Source organism: Corallococcus sp. 4LFB (assembly GCF_046520365.1).
Classification (GTDB): Bacteria; Myxococcota; Myxococcia; order Myxococcales; family Myxococcaceae; genus Corallococcus; species Corallococcus caeni.
In genome coordinates this window covers 1-6,092 of record NZ_JBKGHJ010000491.1, presented here as the reverse complement: position 1 = coordinate 6,092, position 6,092 = coordinate 1, and the positions used below count along the sequence as shown (strand labels likewise).

The window sequence follows — 6,092 nt, the reverse complement described above, 5'->3', positions numbered from 1 at the left end:
CCTCGCGGGCGTGTTCACCCTGGACGACGCGCTGGCGCTGGTGGCCGCGCGCGGCCGGCTGATGCAGTCGCTGCCCGCGGGCTCCATGCTCGCGGTGTCGCTGCCGGAGGAGCACGTCACGCCCATGCTGCCGGAGGGCCTGTCCGTGGCGGCGGTGAACAGCCCGGCCACGTGCGTGGTCGCCGGCCCCACGCCGCTCATCGACGCGTTCGTGGAGACGCTGAAGCTCCAGGGCCTGGCGTCCTCGCGGCTGCACACGTCGCACGCGTTCCACTCGGCGATGATGGACCCCATCCTGGACGCCTTCCGCGAGGCGGTGCGCAAGGTGGCCCGGAAGGCGCCGGCGAAGCCCTACCTGTCCAACGTCACCGGCACCTGGGTGACGGCCGAGCAGGCCACGAGCCCCGACTACTGGGCGAAGCACCTGCGCGGCGCGGTGCGCTTCGCGGACGGCGTGGCGGAGCTCCTCAAGGAGTCCGACGCCATCCTGCTGGAGGTGGGCCCGGGCAACACGCTCGTCACCCTGGCGCGGCAGCACCCGGACAAGGGCGCGAAGCACGCGCTGATCAACTCGCTGCGCCACCCGAAGGAGCAGGTCGCGGACCTGGACCACGTGCTGGCCACGCTGGGCCGGCTGTGGCTGGAGGGCGTGGAGGCGGACTGGGAGGCGTTCCGGGGCGGAGAGAAGCGCCGCCGCATCGCGCTGCCCACGTCCCCGTTCGAGCGTCAGAAGCACTGGGTGGACCCGCGCAAGGAGACCGCCGCCGACGGCGAGCGCTCCGAGTGGGCCTCCGCGGACCAGAAGCAGCCCGTGGCCCGCTGGTTCTACCTGCCGTCATGGCAGCGCGCGCTGCCGTCGCCGCAGGGCGCCTGGAGCGAGAAGAAGGCCACCTGGTGGCTGCTGCTCCCGGACGACTCCACCGAAGGCCTGGGCGCGCGGCTCGCGCTCAAGCTGGGCGAGGCCGGCCAGGACGTGGTGCGCATCACCCCGGCCGCCGTCACCGCGAAGCAGGACGAGCACCACTGGTCGCTCGCGCTGGGCGGCGAGGCCACGGTGCTGGAGGCCCTCACCCCGCAGGGCCGCGCCCCGGACCACGTGCTGCACCTGGGCACGCTGGGCCTGGGTGACGCGCACGGCGAGGCGGACTTCGAGGCGGTGCTGGGCAAGGGCTTCCTGGGGCTCCTGTCCCTGGCGCAGGCCCTGGGCCGTCAGCCCGGCACGCGTCCGGTGTCGCTGGTCGCGGTGACGAACCGCATGCAGGCGCTGGGCGACGAGGCGCCGAGCCCGGAGCTTGCCACGGTGCTGGGCCCGGTGCGCGTGATTCCCCAGGAGTACGGCCACCTGTCCGCGAAGGCCGTGGACGTGCGCCTGCCGCCGTCCGGCAGCTGGCAGGAGACGGCGCTGGTGGAGTCGCTGCTGTCCGAGGCCGCCACGCCGTCCAAGCTGGAGACCGTCATCGCGTACCGGGGCGGGGCCCGCTGGGTGCAGCACTTCGAGCACGTGCCCGCGGACGCGCCGCGCGCCGCCCAGCTGCCGCTGCGCGACGGGGGCGTGTACCTGCTCATCGGCGGCTTCGGCACGCTGGGCTTCTCCCATGCGAAGTCGCTGGCGAAGCGCGCGAAGGCGAAGCTGGTGCTCGCGGGCCGCACGGCGCTGCCGGAGCGCTCGCAGTGGGACGCGCACCTGTCCGCCCATGGCGAGGACGACGCCGTCTCCCGCCGCATCCGTCAGGTGCGGGAGCTGGAGGCGCTGGGCGCCCAGGTGCACGTGACGTCCGTGGACGCGGGCAACAAGGCCCAGGTGAAGGCCGCGGTGGACGAGGCGCTCACGCACTTCGGCACGCTGCACGGCGTGGTGTTCGCGGCGGGTGACGTGGGGCAGGCGCTCTTCCGCGCCATCCCGGACACCCGGCCGGAGGACGTGCGCGACACCTTCCACGGCCGCGTGCGCGGGCTGTACGCGCTGGAGGAGGCCGTGCGCGGACGCTCGCTGGACTTCTGCGTGCTGTCGTCGTCGCTGGCGGCGGTGCTGGGCGGCCTGGGGCTCGCGTCGTACTCGGCGGCCACGTCGTTCATGGACGCGTTCGCCACGAAGCAGGCGCAGACGTCGCCCGTGCCGTGGATGAGCGTGGGCTGGGACGCGTGGCAGTTCGAGTCCCGCGCGGGCGGCGCGCAGAGCCCGTTCGGCGCGCTGGCCATCACGGCCGCGGAGGGCGAGGACGCCTTCGAGCAGCTCTTCCAGCTGGGCGCCGTGTCGCACGTGGCCGTGTCCACGAGCAACCTGCGCGCGCGCGCTCGCAAGTGGGCGCAGCCGGCCGCTTCGCAGGACAAGGCGGAGGCGAAGCAGGAGGCGGGGTCTTCCCTGGGCACCACGCCCCGGCCCACGCTCCAGAACGCCTACGTGCCGCCGCGCGACGCGCTGGAGGAGCAGATCGCCCAGCTGTGGCAGACGACGCTGGGCATCGACCAGGTCGGCGTGCACGACAACTTCTTCGAGCTGGGGGGCAACTCGCTCGTCGGCGTGAAGCTGATTTCCCGCGTGCGCGAGCAGTTCGGCGTCGCGCTACCGGCCGTCACCCTCTACGAAGGCCCCACCGTGGGGGCGCTGGCGAAGCTGCTCAAGGCCGCCAGCGGCACCGAGGACACGGAACCCGCGCCCGAGGAGACCGAGGCGCTCAGCCGCGGGGAGCGCCGCCGTGCGCGCCGCGCGAACCGTCAGGGCGACAGCGCCTCCGACGAGGAGTAGCCGTCCCCTCCCCCACCTTTCGAAGCCCGAGCACACCCCATGTCCGCTGACACGAACATCGACGCGCAGGCCATCGCCATCGTCGGCATGGCCGGACGTTTCCCCGGCGCCCCCGACCTGGCCTCCTTCTGGAAGAACCTGCGCGACGGCGTGGAGTCCATCCAGCCCGTGCCCGACGCGGAGCTGGAGAAGCTGGGCGTGGACCCCGTCCTGCGCAAGGACCCGCGCCACGTGAAGGTCAGCGCCGCGCTCGCCGGCATGGAGCTGTTCGACGCGGGCTTCTTCGGCTTCACGCCCCGCGAGGCGGAGCTGATGGACCCGCAGCACCGCGTCTTCCTGGAGTGCGCGTGGGAGGCGCTGGAGAAGGCGGGCCACACGCCGGAGGGCTTCGACGGCTCCATCGGCGTGTTCGCGGGCGCGGCCACCAACACGTACCTGGTGTTCCACCTGGTCCCCAACTTCGACCAGCTGAGCGGCATGGACCAGGTGCAGGTGGACGTGAACAACGGCGGCGACTTCCTGGCCACCCGCGTCGCGTACAAGCTCAACCTGCGCGGCCCCAGCTACTCCATCACCAGCGCGTGCTCCACGTCGCTCGTGGCCACGCACGCGGCCTGCCAGAGCCTCCTGAATGAAGAGTGCGACCTGGCGCTCGCGGGCGGCGTGTCCGTGCACGTGAAGCACCCGGAGGGCTACCCCTTCGTGCCCGGCGGCATCGTGTCCCCGGACGGCCACTGCCGCGCGTTCGACGCGAAGGCGGAGGGCACGGTGTTCGGCAGCGGCGTGGGCGTGGTGGTGCTCAAGCGGCTGGCGGACGCCATCCAGGACGGCGACCACATCCACGCCATCATCAAGGGCAGCGCCATCAACAACGACGGCGCGCTGAAGGTGGGCTTCACCGCCCCCAGCGTGGAGGGCCAGGCCACCGTCATCACCGAGGCCCTGGGCGCCGCGGGCGTGGCCCCGGAGACCATCGGCTACCTGGAGGCGCACGGCACCGGCACGAAGATGGGCGACCCCATCGAGGTGCGCGCCCTCAACAAGGCCTTCAAGTTCCGCTCCGCGGCGGCCAAGGCGGCCCCGCCGAAGATTCCGGTGGGCTCGCTCAAGAGCAACATCGGCCACCTGGCCAACGCGGCCGGCGTCTCCAGCCTCATCAAGGCGGTGCTGACGCTGGAGCACCGCCAGATTCCGCCCAGCCTCCACGTGACGGAGGTGAACCCGGAGATCCCGTTCTCGGGCGGCCCGTTCTTCGTCAACACGAAGCTCACCGACTGGCAGGCGAACCCCAAGCACCCGCGCCGCGCGGGCGTGAGCTCCTTCGGCGTGGGCGGCACCAACGCGCACATCGTGCTGGAGGAGGCCCCGGCCCTGCCGCCGTCCGGCGCGTCCCGCCCCGCGCAGCTGCTGGTGCTGTCCGCGAAGAGCGACGCGGCGCTGGATGCGGCGACGAAGAACCTGGCCGCGCACCTGAAGGCGCACCCCGCGCAGGCGCTGGCGGACGTGGCCTTCACGCTCCAGACGGGCCGTCAGGCCATGGCGAAGCGGCGCGTGCTGGTGTGCCGCGACCGCGACGACGCGATGGCCGCGCTGGACGTGGAGGGCAGCCCCCGCCTGTGGACGCAGACGCCGGACGTGCACGAGCGGCCGGTGGCCTTCCTGTTCCCGGGCCAGGGCTCGCAGTACGTGGGCATGGCGCGCGACCTGTACGCGTCCGAGCCCACGCTCAAGCGGCACCTGGACGCGTGCGCGGACAAGCTGACGCCGCACCTGGGCCTGGACCTGCGCACCATCCTCTTCCCGGAGGCCTCCAAGGCGGAAGCGGCGACGCAGGCGCTGACGCGCACGGAGCTGACGCAGCCCGCGCTCTTCGCCGTGGAGTACGCGCTGGCGAAGCTGTGGATGGCGTGGGGCGTGAAGCCCTCCGCGATGCTGGGGCACAGCATCGGTGAGTACGTGGCCGCGTGCCTCGCGGGCGTGTTCACCCTGGACGACGCGCTGGCGCTGGTGGCCGCGCGCGGCAAGCTGATGCAGTCCCTGCCCTCGGGCTCCATGCTGTCCGCGAAGCTGGAGGAGTCCGCGCTCAAGCCGCTGCTCCCCGCGAACATCAGCGTGGCGGCCGTGAACGCGCCGGGCTTCACCGTCGTGGCCGGCCCCACCGACGCGGTGGACGCGCTCCAGGCGAAGCTGGAGGGCCTGGGCGTGGAGGTGTCGCGGCTGCACACGTCGCACGCGTTCCACTCCGCGATGATGGACCCCATCCTCGCGCCCTTCACCGCGCGCGTGCGGCAGGTGAAGCTCAACGCCCCCACCCTGCCCTTCCTGTCCAACGTGACGGGCACCTGGATCGAGGCGGCGCAGGCGACCGACCCGAACTACTGGGCCACGCACCTGCGCCAGGCCGTGCGCTTCTCCGCGGGCCTCCAGGAGCTGTCGCGCAAGTGGCCGCAGGCGGCCCTGCTGGAAGTGGGCCCGGGCACGGTGCTCACCACGCTCTCCAAGCAGCAGCCGGGCGCGGAGGGCCGCGTGCTCGTCGCTTCCACGCGTCACCCTCGCGAGCAGACGCTGGACCTCCAGGTGCTCATGGGCGCGCTGGGCCGGCTGTGGCTGGGCGGCGTGACGGTGGACTGGAAGGGCTTCGCGGCGAACGAGCAGCGCCGCCGCGTGCCGCTGCCCACCTACCCCTTCCAGCGCGAGCGCTACTGGATCGACGCGAGGCCGCTGGGCGGAGGTGCCCGCGCGGACGCGCCCGCGTCGCTGGCGAAGCGCGCGGACGTGGCGGACTGGTTCTACGCGCCGTCGTGGAAGCTGTCCCCGCTGCCCAAGGCGAAGGACGCGGCGGGCGCGGGCTGGCTCGTGCTCGCGGACGACACCGGCGTGGCGGAGGCCCTGGCGCCGAAGCTGGGCGGGGACGTCTTCCGCGTCGTCCCCGGCGCGCGCTTCGAGCAGCGCCCGGACGGCACGTTCACGGTGGATCCGAAGCGCCGCGAGGACTACTGCTCGGTGCTGGAGGCGCTGAAGCAGCAGGGCCGCGCGTTCTCCAACGTCGTGCACCTGTGGAGCCTGTCGCGCGAGCCCGCGCTGATGGAGAAGTCGCTGGACCTGGGCTTCCACAGCCAGCTGTTCCTCGCCCGCGCCCTGAGCGAGACGGGCCACCTGGAGCCCCTCACCTGGTCCGTGGTGACCAGCCGCGCCGCCCGCGTGGAGCAGGCGGACTCCCAGCTGCCGGAGCGGGCCCTGCTGGTGGGCCCCACGCGCGTGCTGCCGCAGGAGTACCCGAACCTCGCCTGCCGCTTCGTGGACGTGGTGCCCGGCGGCGCGGGCGCGGTGGCGGACCGGCTGGCGG

2 protein-coding genes are annotated in these 6,092 nt (G+C 73.2%); both read left to right on the top strand.

The features are described from left to right. The coding region (locus ACLEQD_RS34910; protein WP_410390054.1) for an SDR family NAD(P)-dependent oxidoreductase at positions 1–2,746 on the top strand (2,746 nt) is incomplete at its 5' end. A gap of 39 nt (positions 2,747–2,785) precedes the next feature. Beyond that, a partial coding sequence (locus ACLEQD_RS34905) for a type I polyketide synthase (protein ID WP_410390052.1) occupies positions 2,786–6,092 on the top strand: 3,307 nt, incomplete at its 3' end.